Annotated in this window: 1 protein-coding gene; it reads right to left on the bottom strand. The window is 60.8% G+C overall.

Annotation, left to right across the window (positions count from 1 at the left end):
• A partial coding sequence (locus AF337_RS12245; protein ID WP_152971023.1) for an ABC transporter permease subunit occupies positions 1-582 on the bottom strand: 582 nt, incomplete at both ends.

Below are 582 nucleotides of genomic sequence, written 5' to 3'. Positions count from 1 at the left end.
ACCCACCACCATACGCCCGATACCATCGCGGAATGCGCATTGGCCCAGTAGATCATGCCGCCGATCGTCGGCCGGTTGATGTCGGAAAATCCAAGCACCGAGAGCGTCACCTCGAGGCCGATCGCCCAGATCAGATTGTTCATAGTCGTGAAGAAGACGATCGGCATGACATAGGGCAGATGCTCGCGGATGAGGATCTGTCGTGTCCGCATGCCCGAGAAGACCGCGTGCCGGGTAAATTCCCGGTGGCGGAGAGACAGGGCGACGGAACGGATCAGGCGGCTGTCATGCGTCCATCCGAGCAGCGCCGCGGTGATCGCCAGCATGAACCACGTCATCTGGTCGCGAAGCACGAAGACCAGAAGCAGCAGGATCGGAATATTCGGCAGTGCGCCGAGCGTATCGTTGACCGCCATGATGATCTGGTCGGTTCGCCCACCGATATAGCCGGAGATCAGTCCGACGGCGATGGCGATGATGCGGCTGACGAAGGCGACGATGATGCCGAAGACAGCATTGACGATCGCAGCGATGAAGGCGCTGCCGAAGCTGATGCGCAGCGCGTTCAGCGTGCGCGGATCG

It is taken from the genome of Rhizobium ecuadorense (genome assembly GCF_001187535.1).
Lineage (GTDB): Bacteria > Pseudomonadota > Alphaproteobacteria > Rhizobiales > Rhizobiaceae > Rhizobium > Rhizobium ecuadorense.
Note: the sequence above shows the minus strand (reverse complement) of the source record. Positions and strands in the feature narration are given on the sequence as shown.